The following is a 19528-nucleotide window of genomic DNA, read 5'->3' as shown; positions in this document are numbered from 1 at the left end:
CCCATCGACCGCCGGGGATTAAACGCCGACGCGTCGGTCGCCGTCGCGAGCGTCGTCCACGCAGCACACGAGACGCCACTGGAAAACGGGTGAACGGAGAGCATCGATAGCCGTTGTGGCCGCGGTGACGAGAGCTACGGGGCAGAAACGACCGTTACTCGACCGCGGTTCGGATCCGCTGTTGGAGGGCGATATCGGCGATGTTCCCACCGTACTCGACGGTTCGTCGAAGACTGTCGAGTAACAATCCGAGCATATAGGCTTCGCCCGGGTTGTCGGTGTCGTATAGTTCGCGGTCAAATGCGTCCACGTCGTCAAGGACGCGATCGGCATCGTGAGTGACCGCGAGGATCTCGTCGAGGTCGGTGCTTTCGAGGAGGAGTGTCGCCGTATCGTCGACGACATCGCGCACGGCGTCACCGACTGTGGAGAGGCGATCGATGTATGCCGCAGAGAGTGAAAGGTCGGGTTCGAGAGAGAGAGTTGCGATCTTCTCCGCGTGGTCCCCGATCCGCTCGAACTGCCGGGCAGCGTAGTAATACTCGAAGAGTTCGTCTCGGCTGTATCCGAGCTTCCGGACTTCGCGAAGGTTCGTGAGCGAGCGCCGGAAGTGGCGCGTGATCATCGAGAACAGCTTATCCGCCTCGTCGTCGCGGTGGATCACTTGGCGGGCGAGTGCCTCGTCGCCCTTACAGACCGCGGTCAATGCGTCCCGATGCATCGCGAGGACGACGAGACGGAGGCGAAGGGTGCTCTTTCGGACGTCGACGTTCTCGGCGTCGATGAGGTTTGTGAGGCGAATTCGGCTCTCGGTCGTTTCGAGGACTTCGAACCCGGAGAGCCCCCGGACAGAATCTTCGACGACCGGACGGCGTTCGCTCGGGTTCCGTGACTGATCGATAAGTGTGACGGCGTCGACCCCGACGCTATATGCGGCCGGGAGTTGTCGTCGGATCGTATCGTCGTCGTTCGACACGGTGAGTTCGACGGCGCGTTCCGACTGGCCCGCGTTACCGGAAGCCTCAACGAGCAATGACCCATCGTCGCCAGTATGCATCCGGAGCACCGACCCCGCCTCGATACCGTGCTCTTCCGCCCACGTTTTGGGTAACGAGACGGTGTACGTAGTCCCTCCGGACAACTGGACTTTCCGTGTCTCCATATACGCGACGGTGGGGACGCACTCCACCTGATTATTGGTATGTGGATACTAACCTAGTATTGAGAGCTATACAGGTATATGGATCGACGGCGACTTCGCTCTCTCGCCCACCATCCACCTCGAGTCCGGACTCTCCGTACCCGTCCGGATAGTAAGGACGGTACGGTTATTTTCTCATCACGGCATCCACAAGTATGTCCAAGCGCCGCTGGTACCGGCCTCACGACTTCACACCACAGGGCCGAAACGCGACGCTCGTACAACTAATCGAGGTGATCGACCACAGCGCGCCGGAGACGAAAGCCGACCTCGCCGATGAGATCGGTATCTCAGAGCAGTATCTTTCCGAGCTTCTCCAACACCTCAAGCGAAGTGGCGTGGTGAAAAAAGCGTACGTGGTCGATGAAGACACGGCGTACGCCCAGGCGACCAAGATCTCTCCTGTCGTCGGTCAGGTCGACGGTCCGAATGCTCTCGCTGCATCCCCGGGCGACGAGACGGATCGGGACGCCTCGATCCGCGAGCCGTTACAGCGATTGAGCGACGTCACGACGGAGCAGTACGCGGCAGCACAAAGTGTGTTTCTCGGTAACACCCCGGAGCGCCCCGCGAGCGCCTTCGAATCGCTTGCGAACGAGCGGTACTCCCACGTCCTCAACGAACTCAAATCATACACGCTCACGACCGGATGGCCAGGGAATCGAATCGCATCCGATCTGGCAACCATCGCGACGAACCTCGAGATCATCGGCGATCGGGCGTGCTTCGTCGCCGACGTCGTCGAGAGCAACGACGTCACGACGACCGGCATCGTCGAAGACCGCGTCGCGGACATCTTCACTACCGGTGCGGAGATCGACGACCTCTTCGAGCGTATCGTGTTCGAGGGCGATGCCGATGCGTACGAGACCCTGTTGACGCAGGAAGAACGCGTCCACCGCGACCTCAACGAGTTGTTCGAACTCATCAGCGCCTACGATCACAGCACGTACGGCTATCTCGTCTCCGTCACACGAGCGCTCGAGCGAGCTATCTACTACTGGGTGCACTCAGCGGAAATCGCTGTTCGCCTTCACACGGGACTGCAGCCTGACCACGTGATTGTCTAGTTGGAAGCAGACTCCTCCCGCATTTGGGATGGGAGCGACGCGGGGGACGGCCGTCGGTCGCTCGGTGGCGCGGAGAAAATCGAGCGGTAACCAGTCTTAGGCTCGTTCGGGCGCGTGCTCAGCGAGGAATGTGTCGGTGTCCCGTAGCGTAGGCAGACGTTCGCGGAGCGTCTCGTGGCTCCAGTCCCACCACTCGGTCGCTTCGATGCGCGCCGCGGTCTCCGTATCGAAACGCCGGCGAATCGGTGTCGCAGGTGTGCCGCCGACAACGGTGTAGGGGTCGACATCATGGGTGACGACGGCGCCCGCGCCAACGACGGCTCCGTTCCCGATGGTGACTCCGGGGAGAACAGTCGCCCCGTGCCCGATCCAGACGTCGTGGCCGACAGTAACTGGTTGGCCGGCGCGCCACTCAAATACCCGTTCGTCGTCGTCACCGAGCCCATACTGCGCCGCACGGTACGTCACGTGATGGGCGGTCGGACGCTCAATCGTGTGATTGGGCGGGCCGAGTCGTACGTCGGACGCGATACTTGAAAACTTCCCGACACCGGCGTGATCGAGCTGGACGCGCCGCATTAGATAGGAGTACGCGCCGACCTCGGAGTCGTTGAGCCGACACTGCGAACCGACCTCCGTCCACGGGCCGAGTTCACTCTCCGTGATAACGACCGGATCATGGATCGTTGGTTCTTCGTCCAGAGTGACGTCGTTGTCATCGCCGTAGGACTCGTAGTACATCTAGCGTCGCCCCGCGGTCGACTCGATGATTTTCCTCGGAGCAGTGAGGAACGCCTCGATAAAGCCGGTTTGTTCGACCTCGTCCTCGTCGCGGAGGTAGGCCCGGACGCGTTGGCTCAGGAGTTCGACCGACCCGGCCATGAGGATGACGAGGATGATGCAGGCCATCATCTCCGTGTAGTGGAACGTCTTGCGTTGGATGTTCAACTCGAGGCCGAGTCCGCCGGCACCGATGAGGCCGAGTCCGATGGCGGATCGGACGTTGTGTTCGAGGTCGAACGCGATCCACGCGATGAACTGGCGGAAGACCTGGCTCAACATCCCAAAGGAGATGGTCTGTGTCTTGTTCGCGCCAGTGCTCTCGATTCCCTCGATGGGCCCGTCGCCGATCTCCTCGAGTTCGTCGGTGAAGAGACGACCGAGGTAGCCCGTGGTGTCGATCATGATCGCGAGCGCAGCGGTGAACGGTCCGACGCCGCCGAGCGGGATCAGGATGAGCACCCATACGAGCGCGGGGATCGCGCGGATGAAGCTCATCGTCCCCCGGAAGGCGAAATTGAACGGGTACGGGACGACACGCTCGCTCGCCATCACACCGAAGAAGAGTGCGGCGGGGAGGCCGAGGACGGTCCCGGCGAACGCGATGGCCATCGTCGTCGCCGACGCCGCGAAGAGGTTCTCTGCGACCATGAACTCCCAGTACTGCATCACGTCGATGAACGGGATGCCGTAGTAGGTAGTCGGCGGGAAGTACTCCGTGAGTGCCTCGAGGAACTGCGGAATCTGGTTGATCAGTTCGGTGATCGAGAACCCGATGACGACGAGGCTCGCGTAGAAGAGAGCACCCGCGACGACGACCCCGACGAGCGTGTAGATGCGTCGGATCGTCTTCCGGCGCTTGATGTCGGTCAGCTTCTGATCGACCGGCGTATCCCCGAGCTCAGTGAGCCCGAAGTACTCGCGAACGCCCTTGCGTGTGGAGTCCGAACTCATACCGACACCTGTTCGTTCGCCGCGAGAGGGGGGACCGTTTCGTCGTTCGATTCGTCGGGTTGCTCGTCGGTTCGTTCCGCGAGCCCGACCGTCTCGACGTTCCCGTAGAGGCCGTCAATGAGATCGGGCGTCAGTTCGCCGTTCTCGACGTCGAAGTACAGTTCGCCGTCGCGCAGGCCGATAAATCGGTCGCCGAAGTGCGCGGCGATGTTGACCTGGTGGAGGCTGACGAGCCCGGTGATGTCGTGCGTCTGCGCGGCCTTCTTCAGATACGCCATCACCGTCTCGGCGCTCGACGGATCGAGGCTCGCGACCGGTTCATCGGCAAGTAGCAGCGACGGATCTTGGACGAGCGCCCGAGCGATGCCGACGCGCTGTTGCTGGCCGCCGCTCATCTGCGAGGCGCGCTGGTGGGCCTCGTCGAGCAATCCGACCGTCTCGAGGGACTCGAGAGCGCGGCGCTTCTCGCTGCGATCCTGCCACTGCAGCAGACTCCGAAGGGTTGAGGTCCGGTTGAGCGAGCCGTTGAGCGCGTTTAGGTACGCCGAGACGCCCTCCACGAGGTTGTGCTGCTGGAAGATCATCCCCACCTCTGAGCGCGTCCCGGCGAGCGGCTCGCCGTTGAGCGTGACGGATCCGCTCGTCGGCTCTGTGAGGCCGTTAATACAGCGCAGCATCGTCGACTTCCCGGCGCCGGACTCGCCGAGTAACACGACGAACTCGTCCTCGATCTCGAACGAGACGTCCCGGAGCGCGACGACATCGCCGTACGTCTTCGACAGACCGTCTACTTTGAGTGTGCTCATAGTGAGAAGAGACGATGGTGGCTTACGCGCCGGGATCGATACCGACCGCGTTCATGCGCTTGATCACCGGCTGATAGTCCTCGACGGAGGTGTCGACCAGCGTCGTGAACGGGAGCTCGTCCTCGTTGTAGTCGTCCGGATAGTACTGCTGGATCGTCTCCTCGTCGGAGTTCAGGAGCGCGTCGCCGATCTCCGACTTCTTCTCGGAGTCCCAGCTCTTCCGGGCGTACATCGGCTGCTTCGGGATGGGGAACGACCACCAGATCGGCTTGAAGTGGGGCTCCTCGGTCCCGAGCGTGTCGAGGAAGGAGCTCTTGTTCTGCACGCGGTCCGGGAAGTCGGACTCGTACTTCTCCGGGATGTGCGGGATACCGTTCCCGCCCCACGTCGTCGCGCCATCCGCCTCGCCGTTCCCGAGTTTCTCCAGCGCGACGTCGTGGTTCGTCCAGCTCCCGTCGAAGTCCACGGGGTCGCCCTTCGGCGCGTCCCCGATGTCGAGACCGGCCTGCTGGAGCGTGTAGAGCGCGAAGATCGACCCGCTCGTCGAGAGCCGGTCCGCGAACGCCCACGTCTTCCCCTTCACGTCCGTGCGCTCGTCGATGTCCGAGTCGAGCGGGACGAGCATCACGGAGAAGTAGAACGCGGACCCGCCGGTCACGGTCGTCCCGTAGACGTCCATGAGGCTCGGGTCGGAGAGCAGGGTGACGTCGTCCATCCCGATCTCCGCCTGCTCGCTCTTGAGCGCGGGGCGGATCGCCGAGTAGTCCTGCGGGACCTTCATCTTCACGTCCACGCCGTCGACCTCGCCGTTGAGGAGGTTCTGCACCGGTTTGTACCGGCGTCGGGCGTCGGCGGGCGTCCCGGGTGTGAGGAGCATCGTGATCTCCTCAGCACCGCCACTACTCGAACCGAGGACGCCCGAACAGCCGGCGAGCCCGGTGAGGGTCGCCGCGCCCCCAGCAGCGAGGAAGCCGCGGCGACTCGTCGTGGAAAGCATACGAGTCGACGTTTCGATGGCGGCAGTTCGACCGTCGACAGGTGCGTCTGACATCGTTACAGATGTTCCCGGATGAGAGAATAATCCTTCTCTCCGTAGAGTACAGTAGGTCAACAACCGAAATCTCGGGCCCGGGGGAAGTGGTGCCCGATCGAGCAGCGTCCGGACGGGTATAGACTAGTCCGGACGGGAACGCGCGGGCGCGGTGTCGGGCCGCACACTCGAACGTGGCATAGAGAGTACCCAGCTCAGCCTTATGCGCGTGTTCTCGCATTTGAAGAGCGTATGGACACGGCTGACGACCGGACGGAACGCTTCGAGCGAATCGCCTCGACGGAGGCGGACGTGCTCGGCGATCTCGCCGACGACGTGCTCGCGAGCGACCCGTCGTTCACGGTACTCCAAGAACCGAACCCACAGCTACTCATGCAGCGCGTCCGCGAACCGGTCGAGCACCGACCGTTCAACCTCGGCGAAGTCGTCGTCACACCCGCCGAAGTCGAAGTCAACGGTGGTCGCGGATTTGCGATGTATCCCGGAAAGGCCGAACGGGCGGCGCTCTCCGGCGCCATCGTGGACGCAGCCGTCGACGCCGGGCATCCAGTCACGGGCCGTATCCGCGAGGAACTCGCGGCCGCCGCCGAACGCCGCCGGTCGGATCGAAACCACGAGTGGGCGGAAAGCCAGTACACAGCGGTCGACTTCGAGACCATGGAGGACGACCTGTGAGGGCCCTCAGTGTCGATCCGATTCACGACACGAGAGAAACGTTTCGCGCGCTCGTAGACGCGATGAGTCGCCCCGGGACCGTCCAGCAAACTCCGGCCGAACGAAGTGATCACGCCGTCGTCACGACTCTCGTCGATCACGAGGTCACGACGCATACGTTCGACGAGGCGGTGCGGCGCGCACTGGAGTCCCACGGCCGCTTCGATTCGGCGACCCCGGAGACGGCGGATATCGTCCACACAAACGGGAGCCCCACGTGGGACGTTCGTGACGTCCGCAGCGGGACGCTCGTCGAACCGAGCGCCGGCGCGACCGTCATCTACCGCGTCGACGCACTCGGACCGGACGCCACCGCGACGACCCTCCGACTCACGGGTCCCGGCGTCCCGGACGAACGCACGCTTCGGGTCTCCCTTCCGCCAACTGAGGTCGATGCGATCGCCGACGCACAGTCGGTGTACCCGCGTGGGGTCGACGTCGTGTTCGCCGCCGCGGACCGGATCAGTGCACTCCCGCGGTCGGTCACCGTGGAGGTGGTGTGACGTGGGGTACGTCGCCGTCAAAGCCGGCGAAGAACTGATCGAGCGCGCCGAGGAGCTCTTCGAGAAGCAGCGCCTTGAGGGAGAGACCGACCCGGTGAGCGTCGATCAGCTCGACGAGCAGCTCGGCCGATTGAGCGCACAGGCGATGAGCGAAGGGGGCCTGTACGCCCCGCGACTCGCCGCGCTTGCGGTTAAACAAGCCCAGGGCGACACCGTCGAGGCGTCCTTCCTGCTCCGAGCGTACCGGTCGACGCTCGAACGGTGGGACGAAACCACCGTCGTCGATCCCGCGGAGATGGTCACGACACGCCGCGTCTCGCCCGCGTACAAGGACATCCCGGGCGGGCAGATCCTCGGGCCGACGAAGGACTACACCCAGCGACTCCTCGATTTCGACTTGGACGGCGAGGACGGCCCCGAAGACCCGACGCAGGAGTGGGACATCGGGGGAGAAGAACCGCCCGACACGCTCGACAACGTGATAGACGTCCTGCGTGATCAGGGTCTCGTTCACGAGCCCGACGGACCGACTGAGGACGACCCAGCCGACATCACGCGCGATCCCGTGACGCATCCGGCCGGCAGGGATGCCGTTCTACAGGCGCTCGCGCGCGGTGAGACCGGCGCAGTGACCGCGCTCGGCTACTCGGCGCTCCGCGGGTACGGGCAGGTACACCCGACGCTCGCCGAAGTCCGAGTAGGCCGACTCCCGGTGAAGATCGAACACCCGTACACGGGTGTGGAGGCGACCGTCACGTCGGTCGAGGTCAGCGAGAGCGAGGCGGTCGTCCCCGTGTACGCGAAACGCGACGACCCCCAGTTCGCCTTCGGATACGGGTTGACGTTCGGTCGGAACGAGCGGAAAGTGATCGCCATGACGATCCTCGACGCCTCGATCCAACTCGACACCGAAGACGAACCCGCAGAGAACCCCGAGTTCGTCCTCGACACGGTCGACGGGCTGGACTCGTTCGGGTTCATCGAACACCTCAAACTCCCGCATTACGTCACGTTCCAGTCGATTCTGGACCGCATTCGTGCGATCCGCGAGAACGAGAGTGTCGGGGCGGGGACGGCTGACGAATCGAGTCGCGACGCGGACGAGCAACTCGCGGAGGCCTCTGATGACTGATACGGAAACACCACGAGCGGAGACGTCGTACGAGTCGGTCGACGCGGTCCTCGACTCGCTCGACGACGAGGGACTCGACGGGTACAGCTACGCCTACTTGGACGAACACACGAAACGCGAGGTCCGCCGCTCTATCTTGAAGGCGGTCGCGATTCCCGGCCACCAGGTGCCGTACGCGTCCCGACCCATGCCGCTCGCGCGGGGGTGGGGAACCGGCGGCATCCAGGCGTCGCTCTCCATCCTCGGGCCCACGGACACGTTCAAGGTCATCGACCAGGGGTCGGACGAGTCGGTGAACGCGGCGAACATCCGACGGCTCGCTCGGGACACGGCGGCCGTCGAGACGACGACGGACACGACGGACGCGGACGTCATCCAGACCCGCCATCGGATTCCCGAAGAGGCACTCAGCGAGGACCAGATTCTCGTCTTGCAGGTCCCCGTGACTGACGCGCTCCGGAAGGTCGACCCGAGTGACGCGGCCAACCGGCGTCGGCACGCACACAAGAACTACGGGAAGATGTGGGTGCACCTCTACGAGAACGTCGTCGAGTGGGGGGAGATCAACATCGCGTCGCGGTATCCGACGATGGTGGCGGGCCGCTACCTGATGGATCCCTCGCCGATTCCGCGGTGGGACGTCCCGAAACTCGACGACGCCGACAACCTGTTCGTGTTCGCCGCTGGTCGAGAAGCTCGTCTCTACGCCGTCCCGCCAAATACGGACGTCGAGCCGCTCGCGTTCGAGGATCGCGAGTTCCAAGTCGAGCGCTTCGGCGACGCCACCTGTCAGTTCTGTGGCTCAGACGACACGTACCTCGTGGAGATCGAGGGCGACGACGGCGAGACCCGGTACGTGTGTAACGACACCTCGTTCTGCGAGAAACGCCAAGACGACCCGGAACTCGCGAAAGACCATCACCGCGAGCGCGACGTCTCGTGGGGCCCGGGGACACCGTCCGAGGGCGCCGACGCGACGGGAGGTGACGGCACGTGAGCCTTCTCAGCGCGGACGGTGTGACCCGCATCTACGGATCGGGCTGTGAGGCGTGCCGTGACCGAACGGGCGATGCGGCCGGCACGAACCAGTGTCCGGCCTGCGGAAGCGTTGTCGCGTGCGCGGACGTCGATCTCGACCTCCAACCGGGGGAAGTCCTCGGAATCGTGGGGGAGTCCGGCAGCGGGAAGTCGAGCCTCGCCGAACTGCTCGCCCTCGAACCGAATCAGGACGGCCACGTCCACGGGAGCGTCGAGTACGCCAACCACCCTGGCAATCTCCTCGACGTCGACTACGAAACCAGACACGCGCTTCGGAACGGCCACATCAGCCTCGTTCACCAGCACATCCGGGACGGCCTCGATCTCGACTTCAGCGGCGGCGGGAACGTCGCGGAGAAACTCCTCGCGTCCGGCTGGCGGAACTACGAGGACGTCCGCGAGCGCGTCGCTAGTCTCTTCGAGGAAACCGAGATCCCGGTCGAGCGCATGGACGACCCCACCCACACGTACTCGGGCGGGATGCAGCGCCGCGTCCAGATCGCTCGCGCGCTCGCGATCAACCCCGAGATCGTCGTGCTCGACGAACCGACGACAGGTCTCGACGTGAGCGTGCAAGCCCGCGTGCTCGATATGTTCCGACGGATCCAACGAGAGGAGGACGTGGCGGCAATCGTCGTGTCCCACGACCTCGGCGTCGTCCGCTTACTCGCCGACCGGACGCTCGTGATGCGTCACGGCCGCGTTATCGAGTCCGGCCTCACCGACCGCGTTCTCGAGGACCCGCACCACGAATACACGCAGACCCTCATCAACTCAGCCATATGACGATCCTGTCGATCGACGGTCTCTCGAAGACGTTCGACATGCACGTGCTCGGCGACACCCAGGTCGTCGGGCTCGACGACGTATCGTTCGACGTCCAGACGGGCGAGTTCCTCGCCATCGTCGGTGAATCCGGGAGCGGGAAATCCTCGCTGTTGAAATGCCTCTACCGGACGTACGAGCCGAATTCGGGCCGCGTCGTCTACCACGGGCCGACGCGGGACGTGGACCTGGCGTCGTGTCCCGCCCGAACGGTCATCGGCTTGCGGCGGGACGTGATCGGCTACACGTCCCAGTTCCTCGACGAGATCCCGCGCGTCCCGGCGGTCGACGTCGTCGCCCGCCCCCTCGTCGAGCAGGGCCACAGTCGCGACGATGCCCGTGAAACGGCCCGTGACCTCCTCACTGCGCTCTCCGTTCCCCGAGAACTCTGGGAGGCGTATCCCGCGACGTTCTCGGGCGGGGAGCGCCAGCGCGTCAACCTCGCGCAAGCGATCGCACCGCGACCGGCGGTACTCCTCCTGGACGAACCGACGAGCGCACTCGACCCCGAAACCCGCCGCGCAGCGATCGACTTGCTCTCGACGTACCTCGACGGCGAGACCACCGTGATCGGCGTCTTCCATGATACGAACGTCGTCGAGGCCGTCGCGGATCGTGTCGTCGTGCTGGACGACGGCCGCCTCGACCGGGTCGTGCCCGTCGACGAGTACGATGGCGAGGTGGTCGTCGAATGAGTTCGACGGCCCAGACGGCCGACGAATCCGTCGCCATCGTCGGCGGGCGCGTCGTCACTCCCGACTCGGTCGTCGACGGCGGCGTCCGTATCGAGGAGGATCGAATCGTCGAAATCGGGACCGTCGACACCGACGCCGAGGTCGTCATCGACGCCGACGGCCGCCTCGTGCTGCCGGGCCTGATCGACCTCCACGGCGACGACATCGAACACCACCTCCATCCGCGTTCGGGGGCGCAGATGGCGTTGCCGATGGCGCTCGCGTCCGCCGACCGCGCGAACGTCGCAGCGGGGGTCACGACGAAGTTCCACGCCATCTCTTTCGAGATCGACGAGGAGGCAAACCGGTCGCCGGAACTCGCCGCCGATCTCACCGACGCGATCACGGGAACCCGCGAGTTACTCGCTGACCACCGTCTGCACGCGCGCTGTGAGGTCACCCAAGAGCGCTGTGTCGAGGCCGTCCTAGATGTCGTCGAACGCGGGGACGCTGACCTCGTCTCGGTGATGAGTCACGTTCCCGGGAAGGGCCAGTTCCGGGACGTTGAGGCGTTCAAAGAGTACTACGAGAACGCCTCCGACCACACCGCCGACGAGGCCGAGGAGATGATCGAACACCGGACCGACATCTCGATGGCGACGCTCCGCGAGCGTATCGACCGTGTCGTCGAGGCCGCTCACACCGCCGACGCGGTGACTGCCTCCCACGACGACGAGGATCCCACGGAGGTCGAACGCCTCGCCGCGACCGGTGTGGACATCTCAGAGTACCCGATCACGCTGGAGACAGCGGCGCGTGCCGCGGAAGTCGAGATGACGACGGTGATGGGCGCGCCGAATCTGGTCCGGGGTGAGAGCCAGTGGGGGAACCTCGCGACGGCGCAGGCAATCGACGCGGGTGTCGTCGACGCGCTCGTCGCCGACTACCATCCGCCCTCCCTGCTGGCGGGTGCCTTCGTCGATACCGGCGAACCCCTCCCGACGCGTGTGAACCGTGTCACCGCGAATCCCGCTAACGCCGTCGGTCTCAAGGACCGGGGGCGCATCGAACCGGGGGTGCGCGCGGACCTCATCGTCGTCGACCGGGAGCCGACACCGACGGTCGCTCGCGCGATCATCGCGGGCCAGCCCGTCTACCGTGCCGAACGGGGGGAGCGATGAGTCCACGGCTCGGAGCGGCGATGGACGTCCGGTTCGGGGTGACCGTCGAGGAGTTCATGCGGTACGTCACCGACGTCGGGCTGGACCACGTGGAGTTCAAACGCGAGTATCTCGCCGGCCATCCGAACACGCCGGATCCGGACGCAGTCCGCGAGCTAGCCGAGCGATTCGACGTGAGCGTCACCTATCACGCGCCGTTCCGTGACTGGAACGTCGGGAGCTACGACGAGACGGTTCGACGGGACTCCGTCGAACGCGTGAAACGAACACTTGACGACGCCGCTACTGCTGGCGCGGAAGCCGTCGTCGTCCACGGGGGGTCGGTTCCCGAACGCTACCCCGAGTGGGTCCGCGAACGCGCCCGCGAGAACGCCGTGGTGTCGCTCGCCGAATGCGCGGAGTACGCCCAACTCGTCGACGTGCCGCTCTGCTTGGAGAACCAGCCGCTCGATACGGAGAAACGGCGACATACGACGACGCCGACGGCGCTCGCGGAGATGCTCGACGCCGTCGACGTTCCCGAGAAGTATCTCGGCGTCACGCTGGACGTGGGGCACGCGAAGGTCAACGGGGAGGACTGGCGGACGTTCGTCGACCGGTTCGGCGACCGCATCCGCGTCTGTCACCTCCACGACAACGACGGGACGGCCGACCAGCACGGGCCCCTCTCAGAGTATCGCTCGCTGGTCGAAGCAATCCCCGCGGAGTGTTTCGTCTTCGAGATGAAGGCCGTCGCGGACGTTGCGACCTGTGTCGGCGTCGAAGCAACGTCACCCCAACCGGACGTGGGAGGCGATGACTGAGTACGACGCCGTCGTCTTCGACAACGACGGCGTGATCGTCGAACCCAGCGACTCCGACGTGCTCCTCGACGCCGTCGTAGACGCGTTTGCGGCGTTCGGCGTGAAAGTTGATCCGAACGAGGTCGAGGCCTCGATCGGTGACGACCCGGTTCCACGTGAGCTCCTGCAGAAACATGACCTAGATCCGGAGGCGTTCTGGCATCAACGCGAGCTCACTGCGAGCCTGTTCCAGCAGGCACATACCCGAGATGGCGGAAAAGCCGTCTACGAGGACGTTGTCGCGCTCGCTGCGCTGGACGTTCCGCTGGGATTAGTGAGCAACAATCAGCACGCGACCGTCGAGTTCCTGCTCGCCCATCACGGTCTTGATTACTTCGAAACCGTGTACGGTCGACAGCCGACGCTCGCCGGGGCTGCTCGTCGCAAGCCGGAAGCGCACTACCTCAAGAACGCGCTTGCGGACCTCGGCGCCGCTACCGCGCTGTACGTCGGTGATTCGGAAACGGACGTCATCGCGGCCCATCGTGCCGGTCTTGACTCGGCGTTCCTCCGCCGTGAGCACGTGCGGGATGCCGCTCTTGACGTCGAACCGACCTACGAGTTCTCGGACTTGCGGGAACTCGTCGAGACAGTGACCAACTCGCAGTAGTTCCCTCGCGGGCTACTGTATCCGTCATCCCCAACAGACTCCGGTGTACGGGCGGAGCACAGCCCACGGATCGCCGCCGGTCGATAGTCGAATCGGAACGCCGCGCTCTCCGCGCTCGTGTTCATACACGCCCATCGGCCGCCGGGGATTAAACGCCGACGCGTCGGTCGCCGTCGCGAGCGTCGTCCCCCGTCGCGCGACGCACCGGTTCGGGGGAGAACGAAGGGGGAGGCGACGACCGCGGTCCGTGTCGGTGGGAAGGTTCACAAGCGCACAGGCCGTACACCCGTACACGACCTTCGAGTCCCAATGTCGCCATTCTCTGATCCAACTGATCCACGACCGCCACTCCCGGAGTGGGTGCAGGAGGCCTACCGGATCCTCGTCGACGCCGCCGACGGGCCACGGGCGGAGTTCACCTACGGGGAGGCGTACGCGCTCCTCGATGCGGCCGAGACGTTCTCGCCGGAGCACAGCGACAGCGAGTACGCCGTCGAGCGGCTGCTGAGCCGCGGGTACCTCTACGAAGCGAACGGCACGCTCCGCGTGACCGAGACGACGTTCGAGTGAGCGGACGCGGTGCGTGCCGTGCGAAGCCGGGGCGAACGGTCGCGTCCGACGTGTTCGCGCACTGCTCGACGACCCGGGTTCGCGTGCGGAGACGCGCGCAGTGTGGACGCGTCGCCGTCGCCGCCGGCGTCCGGAGATCACCACTCGACGAACGGGAGAGCCGGGGGATCGAGGGAGACGAACTCGGCGACGAAGTCGCTCACGGGGTTCTCGTAGATCTCGCGCGGGGTGCCGATCTGTTCGACGCGGCCGTCGTTCATGACCGCGACCCGATCGCACATCACCATCGCCTCCTCTTGATCGTGCGTCACGTAGAGGCCGGTGACGTCCAACTCGGCGAGGAGGTCCCCGACTTCGGTCTGGAGGCGCGTCTTCAGCTTCGCGTCCAATCCGGTCATCGGCTCGTCCAAGAGCAGAATGCTCGGCTCGATGGCGAGCGCGCGCGCGAGGCCGACGCGCTGTTGTTGACCGCCGGAGAGCGTCGTCGGGTCCCGGTCCTCGAACCCGCCGATGCCGAGCATCTCGAGGAGGTCGGCCGCGCGCTCGCGCCGGGTCGCCTTCTCGACGCCCCGCATCTTCAGGCCGAACGCGACGTTCTCCGCGACCGTCATGTTGTCGAAGAGGGCGTACTCCTGAAAGACGAGGCCGACGTTCCGGTTCTCCGGGGGGACGTTCGTGACGTCGGCGTCGTCGAAACGCACCGCGCCCGCGGTCGGCGTCTCGAACCCCGCGATGCTTCGCAGCGTCGTCGTCTTCCCGCACCCGGACGGGCCGAGCACGCCCACCACTTCGCCGTCGTCGACGGTGAACGAGACGCCGTCCATCGCGGTCGTGTCGCCGTACTCCTTGCGTACCGAGTCAAGTGTGACGCGTGCCATGATGTCAGTGTCCTCTCGTCTCGAAGCCCCGCCGCCCCAGCTGCTGGAGGAGGAGCGTCACTGCGGCGATGATGCAGAAGAACATCGAGACCGCTGCGGCGGCCTTCGTGAACGAGCTGTTCGAGATGTGGCGCTGGAGGAAGAGCGCGAGCGGCTGTGTGCCCTTCGCCCAGACGATGTAGGAGAAGTTGAACTCCGCCGCGGCGAGCGCCCAGCAGATGATCAAGCCCGAGATGATCCCGGAGCTCGCGTTCGGGACGATCACCGTCAGGAACGTGCGCGGCCACGACGCGCCCAGCGAGCGCGCGGACTCCTCGAGTCGGCGCAGCGGCATCGACTCGAACTCGCTCTGCACGGCCATCACCATGAACGGCGCTTTCAGCAGCGAATAGCCGACGATGAGGCCGACGCTCGTCCCTGACAGCTCGGGATACGCGCGGAGGAACGCGACGCCGAGGATCACGCCCGGGACGAGGGGGAGGATCGACACCGCGTTCACCCACTCCCGCCCGCGGAAGTCATATCGCGAGACCGCGTATGCGATGGGCACCCCGACGACGAGATTGATCAGCACGCCACCGAGCGCGAGGCCGACGCTGAACGCCAGCTCGGCGGGGACCATCACCGTCGTTCCACCGCCGATCGGGAGGGTGACGAGCGGGTCCCAGCCCATGCTCCGCTGCGAGCCGAAGGTCTCCGCGAGCCCGAGCACCTCCCGCCAGTTCTGGAGCGTGACGAACCCCGAGGGGAGGACGCCCGTCCAACTGCTGGCGAACGACGCGATGACCGTGAGGACGATGGGGCCGATGAGGAACGCGACCGTCGCGAGGAGGAGCGCCGTCACGACCGGCCGGCCGACGCGCCGGGAGACCGCGACCATCAGAGACCGACCTCCGCGCTCGTGTACCGCAGTCCCAGTACCGTGAACAGGAACGTGAAGAGGAAGTAGACGGTCGCCATCGCGCCCGCGACCTGGATGTTCCAGCCGTTCCCGAGTTCGCGCGAGATCTGGAGCGTCCAGACGACGAGCGTCTGGATGACGATAAGCGTCCCGAATATCGCGAGCGCGGTCCGGAACGTGAGGATGATCGCGCCGGTGATCCCCGGGCGGATCTGCGGGAGGGTCACGTGGCGGAAGGTCTCGAACGGCGTCGCGCCCAGCGACTGGGCGGCCTCCTCGGCGGCCTCGTCGACTTCCGCGTACGTCCCGCGCAGGATGAGCGTCGCGCGCGGCACCATCGAGTAGACGAACGCGACGAACAGCCCGGGCACGCTCACGGCGAACGCGACGTCGAGCGGCCGGCCACCCGTGATCGCGGCGACGACGGCCGTGACGAGGCCGTTGTTCCCGAAGAGCACGAGGATCATGAACGCGGCGACGATGCCGGGGAGGCTGATGGGGAAGGAGACGAGCGTCACGAGCAGGTCCTCGCCCGGGAGGTCGTACTTCTCCAGCGCGTGCGCGATGGGAACCGCGAGCGCGACCGAGACGGCGGTCGTCCCGGCGGCGAGCCAGAGGGAGTTGAACGCGACCGACCGATAGTAGGGGTCGCCGAACAGCGTCGCGTACGCCTCGAACGAGACGCCGAGCGACCGATACTGGGCGGTGGAGACGCTGATCCGCACGACCTCCGCGAGCGGGTAGAGTCCGGCGAGGAGCACCAGAACGGCGAACGGCGCGCAGAGCGCCGCGATACGTCGATACTCCCGGTCGCGCTCGGTGACGGGGTCGTAGAGCGCGCCGAGGACGTCGGCGACGCCGGCACCCAGCCTGCGTCCCGCCGAGGGGGCGTCTGTGCTGGCGTGTCCGTCCGTCATCCTCAGATGTTCGCGCCGCGCGTGATCTCCTGGATGATCGACTCCTGTCGCTCGACGAGCTGGCCGTAGTCCACTTGGAACTCGGTGCGCTCGTACTCCTCGGGGGCGATGAACTCGTCGGGGAGCTCGAGCTCCGAGGAGCGAATCGGCCGGACGTACGCGTCGAGGAACTGCCGCTGGCCCTCGAGGGAGAGCACGTAGTCCATGAAGAGCTTCGCCGCACCCGGGTTCGGGGCGTTCTTCAGGAGCGCGTAGCCGTAGGGCATGTTGAGCGCGCCCTTGTTCCCGTTTTCGCCGCCGAGGAGGGCGACGCCGACGTCCTCCTCCGGCACTTCCGAGTTGTTGTACTTCAGGTCGAGGCCGGAGTAGTCGTAGCGGATGAACGTCGCGTACTCGCCGCGGGAGAACTGCGCGAGGAAGTTGTCGGTGAACTCCGCGCCGCCCTCCTGTATCCGGTTGTAGTAGTCGATGACCGGCTGGAAGTCGTCCATCGTCCCGCCGCGGGCGTTGTTGATAGAGAGCGCCGCCGCGAGCCCGACGGCGGCCTGCGGTGTCTGGAGCGCGAGGTCCTGCGTGATCTCGGGCTGCAGCAGGTCCGCCCACGTCGTCGGCTTCTCGAGGCCGCGCTCCTCGTAGAGGTCCTTCCGATACGTGACGGCCGTCGTCACCCGCCGCGTCGCGGTCACGTGCCCGTCGCTCGTCTTCAGCGACTCCGGCACTTTGTCCCAGCCCGTCGGCTTGTACGCCTGCGTGAAGCCGTCGTTGTGGGCGACGATGCCGTACGTGTAGCCGCCGTTGTAGCCCGAGTGCGTCGTGTTGTTCGCGTGCGAACGCATGTGCTGGAGGGCTTCGCCCGACGAGCGGTCGTCGTCGTGGACCGCGACGCCGTAGGAGTCCTCGAAGGACTGCATCAGCGACGGCCAGTTCATCCACCCCGACTGCACGCAGTAGAAGTACAGCGTGTCGGGGAACGCCGAGGCCTCGACCGTCGTCCGTGAGTCCCCGTAGCCGACGTCGTACGTCTCCGATCCGCCGCTCCCGGTTCCAGCGGCGGACTGGTCAGTGGAGGCGGTCGTGTTACAACCGGCGAGGCTCGCCAGGGCGGCGGCGGAAGCGGTCCCGATGAACTTCCGTCGTGTCGACACCATCACGTGGAGGGGACGCGTCTCCGAAGAAAGCGGTTGCTATGAGTGCATTATAGCCGCCCGAATCGCTATGGAGAGATCCAGAGACGCTAGCACGACTCCCTGCGAACCGCCGTCCGACGAGTCAGACCCGCGTTCCCGACCAGCACGTCGCGTCGGCGCGCGCCGGAACGGTCGAGGGTCGCACAGGGTCGCCGTCGCCTACTCCTGAGACGGCAGGTCGGGGAGGGGGCGTCACGGTGGTTCCTCGGCGGGCGTAGCGTAGAGGGGCGTGGTACCTCGCCCCTCGGAAGTGTTATCCCTTACGTGGCCCTTCGTTTGGTCGTAATGGCACACGGTAAGGTTGATTTCTTCAACGACACTGGCGGTTACGGTTTCATCTCGACTGACGACGGCGACCTCGACGACGACGAAGACGTCTTCTTCCACATGGAGGACGTCGGCGGCGAAGACCTCACCGAGGGTACCGAGGTCGAGTTCGACATCGAGTCCTCCCCCAAGGGGCCTCGCGCGTCGAACGTCGTCCGACAGTAAGACGACGCACCCGTCGCACGCAGCGACGATCGATATTCTTCCGTTTTCGAGGCGACGACACGTCGGAGCGGCGCGATCTGCACGCGCTGTCGGTCACTCGTGGCCGGCGATCGGGAGCGGCTCGTAGGGCTCCTCGATGTACTCGACGTCGGAGTCGGAGAGGTCGATTTCGGTGGCCTCGACGGCGTCTTCGAGGTGTTCGACGCTCGTCGTGCCGACGATCGGCGCGTCGACGGCGTCCTGGTGGAGGAGCCAGGCGAGGCTGATCTGGGCCATCTTCACGCCCTTCTCGTCGGCGAGCTCCTCGATGCGTTCGTTGACCTCCTCGCCGCCGCCCCGGAGGTAGGGCATGTCGTGGAGGTACGAGTCCGTCTCCCCGCGCGTCGTCGCACCGAACTCCTCGTGGGGACGCGCGGCGACGCCGCGGGCGAGGGGCGACCACGGTATCACGCCGACCCCCTCTCGTTCGCAGAGGGGGAGCATCTCGCGTTCTTCCTCCCGGTAGAGCGGGTTGTAGTGGTTCTGCATCGTCGCGAAGCGCTCCAGTCCGAGGCGATCGCTGGTGTGGAGGGCGTCCGCGAACTGATGAGCCCACATCGAGGAGGCGCCCAAGTGGCGGACCTGCCCGCGGCGAACGGCGTCGTCGAGCGCCCGGAGCGTCTGCTCGATGGGCGTCTCGGGGTCCCAGCGGTGGATCTGGTAGAGATCGATCGTCTCCATCCCGAGTCGATCGAGGGAGTTCTCCAGTTCCTGCTCGATCGTCTTCCGGGAGAGACCCGTGGCGTTCGGATGCGGGTCGTCCTCGGGCGGGAAGAACACCTTCGTCGCGACGACCTGCTCGTCGCGGTCGTACTCCGCGAGGACGTCGCCGAGGATCTCCTCGCTCTCCCCGTTCGAGTACGTGTTCGCCGTATCGAAGAAGTTCACGCCGAGCTCGATAGCGCGTTCGATGAGGTCCTCACCGGCGTCGCGGTCGATCATCCACTCGCGGCCCGACCCGAAGCTCATACAGCCCAGACAGATCTGACTGACTTCCGTCCCGGTCGACCCGAGCGTCGTGTACTCCATACGCCACGTTTCGATACCGCCCGAGTTGTAGCTCCGGGCGTCGGCACGCGTCTCGGAGACCGATAGGACTTACACGAGAGCCATCGAGTTACGGACCGCAGATCCGCTTCCGGCCGTCTCCATTCCGGTGCACG

General features: G+C 65.4%; 22 protein-coding genes. 12 read left to right on the top strand and 10 right to left on the bottom strand.

Annotation, left to right across the window (positions count from 1 at the left end):
- Positions 1-154: 154 nt before the first annotated feature.
- Positions 155-1162 (bottom strand): phosphate uptake regulator PhoU, encoded by a 1008-nt coding sequence (locus J2754_RS06465; RefSeq protein ID WP_188879196.1) that lies wholly within the window; start codon positions 1160-1162, stop codon positions 155-157.
- Positions 1163-1356: 194 nt separating this feature from the next.
- On the opposite strand from J2754_RS06465, the gene J2754_RS06460 reads away from it, so the two are divergent.
- A complete protein-coding gene (locus tag J2754_RS06460) occupies positions 1357-2271 on the top strand; it encodes a MarR family transcriptional regulator (protein ID WP_188879195.1) in 915 nt (304 codons plus the stop codon).
- 96 nt (positions 2272-2367) lie between these two features.
- Here the strand turns inward: J2754_RS06460 and J2754_RS06455 are convergent, their stop codons facing one another.
- The 4 genes from J2754_RS06455 to J2754_RS06440 are packed head-to-tail and all read right to left on the bottom strand — an operon-like array spanning position 2368 to position 5808.
- Positions 2368-3012 (bottom strand): DapH/DapD/GlmU-related protein, encoded by a 645-nt coding sequence (locus tag J2754_RS06455; RefSeq protein ID WP_188879193.1) that lies wholly within the window; start codon positions 3010-3012, stop codon positions 2368-2370.
- On the bottom strand, positions 3013-4005 hold the full coding sequence (gene phnE, locus J2754_RS06450; RefSeq protein WP_188879192.1) for a phosphonate ABC transporter, permease protein PhnE: 993 nt from the start codon (positions 4003-4005) through the stop codon (positions 3013-3015).
- Positions 4002-4811 (bottom strand): phosphonate ABC transporter ATP-binding protein, encoded by an 810-nt coding sequence (locus J2754_RS06445; protein ID WP_188879191.1) that lies wholly within the window; start codon positions 4809-4811, stop codon positions 4002-4004. Before J2754_RS06445 ends, phnE begins: the two co-directional genes overlap by 4 nt.
- Positions 4812-4833: 22 nt before the next feature.
- Positions 4834-5808, bottom strand: coding sequence for a PhnD/SsuA/transferrin family substrate-binding protein (locus J2754_RS06440; RefSeq protein WP_229772860.1), 975 nt, complete (start codon positions 5806-5808; stop codon positions 4834-4836).
- Positions 5809-6093: 285 nt separating this feature from the next.
- Here J2754_RS06440 and phnG point away from each other — a divergent pair, with 285 nt between their 5' ends.
- The 10 genes from phnG (at position 6094) to J2754_RS06390 (ending at position 13951) form a co-directional block, all read left to right on the top strand.
- Positions 6094-6537, top strand: a complete 444-nt coding sequence (gene phnG / locus J2754_RS06435) for a phosphonate C-P lyase system protein PhnG (protein ID WP_188879189.1) — start codon at positions 6094-6096, stop codon at positions 6535-6537.
- Positions 6480-7079: a phosphonate C-P lyase system protein PhnH gene (phnH, locus tag J2754_RS06430; protein ID WP_326838240.1), complete on the top strand. Its 600-nt coding sequence runs from the start codon at positions 6480-6482 to the stop codon at positions 7077-7079. Before phnG ends, phnH begins: the two co-directional genes overlap by 58 nt.
- Position 7080: 1 nt before the next feature.
- Positions 7081-8211, top strand: a complete 1131-nt coding sequence (locus J2754_RS06425) for a carbon-phosphorus lyase complex subunit PhnI (RefSeq protein ID WP_211086972.1) — start codon at positions 7081-7083, stop codon at positions 8209-8211.
- Positions 8204-9208, top strand: coding sequence for an alpha-D-ribose 1-methylphosphonate 5-phosphate C-P-lyase PhnJ (locus J2754_RS06420; RefSeq protein WP_211086971.1), 1005 nt, complete (start codon positions 8204-8206; stop codon positions 9206-9208). The genes J2754_RS06425 and J2754_RS06420 overlap by 8 nt, the downstream gene beginning before the upstream one ends.
- On the top strand, positions 9205-10035 hold the full coding sequence (locus tag J2754_RS06415; RefSeq protein ID WP_211086970.1) for an ATP-binding cassette domain-containing protein: 831 nt from the start codon (positions 9205-9207) through the stop codon (positions 10033-10035). The genes J2754_RS06420 and J2754_RS06415 overlap by 4 nt, the downstream gene beginning before the upstream one ends.
- On the top strand, positions 10032-10769 hold the full coding sequence (locus J2754_RS06410) for a phosphonate C-P lyase system protein PhnL (protein WP_188879183.1): 738 nt from the start codon (positions 10032-10034) through the stop codon (positions 10767-10769). Before J2754_RS06415 ends, J2754_RS06410 begins: the two co-directional genes overlap by 4 nt.
- Positions 10766-11929 carry an alpha-D-ribose 1-methylphosphonate 5-triphosphate diphosphatase gene (locus J2754_RS06405; protein ID WP_188879182.1) on the top strand — a complete coding sequence of 388 codons (1164 nt, stop codon included), beginning with the start codon at positions 10766-10768 and terminating at the stop codon, positions 11927-11929. The genes J2754_RS06410 and J2754_RS06405 overlap by 4 nt, the downstream gene beginning before the upstream one ends.
- Positions 11926-12732: a sugar phosphate isomerase/epimerase family protein gene (locus tag J2754_RS06400; RefSeq protein WP_211086969.1), complete on the top strand. Its 807-nt coding sequence runs from the start codon at positions 11926-11928 to the stop codon at positions 12730-12732. The genes J2754_RS06405 and J2754_RS06400 overlap by 4 nt, the downstream gene beginning before the upstream one ends.
- Positions 12725-13381, top strand: a complete 657-nt coding sequence (locus tag J2754_RS06395; RefSeq protein ID WP_211086968.1) for an HAD family hydrolase — start codon at positions 12725-12727, stop codon at positions 13379-13381. The genes J2754_RS06400 and J2754_RS06395 overlap by 8 nt, the downstream gene beginning before the upstream one ends.
- Positions 13382-13690: 309 nt before the next feature.
- Positions 13691-13951: a hypothetical protein gene (locus J2754_RS06390; RefSeq protein WP_188879178.1), complete on the top strand. Its 261-nt coding sequence runs from the start codon at positions 13691-13693 to the stop codon at positions 13949-13951.
- A 137-nt stretch (positions 13952-14088) separates the two neighbouring features.
- On the opposite strand, the gene J2754_RS06385 is transcribed toward J2754_RS06390, so the two are convergent.
- From J2754_RS06385 to J2754_RS06370, 4 genes are read right to left on the bottom strand one after another with little or no spacing between them, the layout of a single operon-like run.
- Entirely contained in the window at positions 14089-14829 is a 741-nt protein-coding gene (locus J2754_RS06385; RefSeq protein ID WP_188879176.1) for an ABC transporter ATP-binding protein, read from the bottom strand.
- A 4-nt stretch (positions 14830-14833) separates the two neighbouring features.
- Positions 14834-15709 (bottom strand): ABC transporter permease, encoded by an 876-nt coding sequence (locus J2754_RS06380; protein ID WP_188879175.1) that lies wholly within the window; start codon positions 15707-15709, stop codon positions 14834-14836.
- The gene (locus J2754_RS06375; protein WP_188879174.1) at positions 15709-16647 is read right to left on the bottom strand and encodes an ABC transporter permease; all 939 of its coding nucleotides are present in this window, start codon (positions 16645-16647) and stop codon (positions 15709-15711) included. The genes J2754_RS06380 and J2754_RS06375 overlap by 1 nt, the downstream gene beginning before the upstream one ends.
- Before the next feature lie 2 nt (positions 16648-16649).
- Positions 16650-17747 carry an extracellular solute-binding protein gene (locus J2754_RS06370; protein WP_188879323.1) on the bottom strand — a complete coding sequence of 366 codons (1098 nt, stop codon included), beginning with the start codon at positions 17745-17747 and terminating at the stop codon, positions 16650-16652.
- Between the two features lie 372 nt (positions 17748-18119).
- Between J2754_RS06370 and J2754_RS06365 the strand changes: the two genes are divergently transcribed.
- Complete coding sequence (locus tag J2754_RS06365; protein ID WP_188879173.1) at positions 18120-18326, top strand: cold-shock protein; 207 nt, start codon at positions 18120-18122, stop codon at positions 18324-18326.
- 93 nt (positions 18327-18419) lie between these two features.
- Here J2754_RS06365 and J2754_RS06360 read toward each other — a convergent pair whose 3' ends face one another.
- Positions 18420-19394: an aldo/keto reductase gene (locus J2754_RS06360; RefSeq protein WP_188879172.1), complete on the bottom strand. Its 975-nt coding sequence runs from the start codon at positions 19392-19394 to the stop codon at positions 18420-18422.
- Positions 19395-19528: the final 134 nt, after the last annotated feature.

Origin of the sequence: Halarchaeum nitratireducens, assembly GCF_017874695.1 — an archaeon.
GTDB lineage: Archaea > Halobacteriota > Halobacteria > Halobacteriales > Halobacteriaceae > Halarchaeum > Halarchaeum nitratireducens.
This window is presented reverse-complemented; position numbering and strand designations above follow the sequence as displayed.